The 204-nt window shown below is 65.7% G+C and carries 1 pseudogene; it reads right to left on the bottom strand.

Going from position 1 to position 204, the window contains the following annotated elements:
* Nucleotides 1-204 (bottom strand): annotated as a pseudogene (locus A3764_RS22690) (diaminopimelate decarboxylase); the annotation flags it as partial.

Here is a 204-nt window from a genome sequence, read left to right as displayed (position 1 = left end):
CCTGCAGACAGGGGCGGCATCATGCGCTGGCGGGCAAAGGTATCGCCGGTCTCACAGACCGGGCCGACAATGTCATAGGGCTGCTGCGCCACGCCTGCCTCCGGCTCCACCACGGGCACGATGTCATGGTAGGCGTCGTACATCGCGGGGCGGATCAGATCGTTCATAGCGCCGTCAAGGATCAGGAAATCGCGCCCCTCGCCC

Source organism: Sulfitobacter sp. HI0129 (assembly GCF_001635395.1).
Classification (GTDB): Bacteria; Pseudomonadota; Alphaproteobacteria; order Rhodobacterales; family Rhodobacteraceae; genus Sulfitobacter.
The sequence above is the reverse complement of the archived record's forward strand: the minus strand, read 5'-3'. Positions and strand labels throughout refer to the sequence as shown.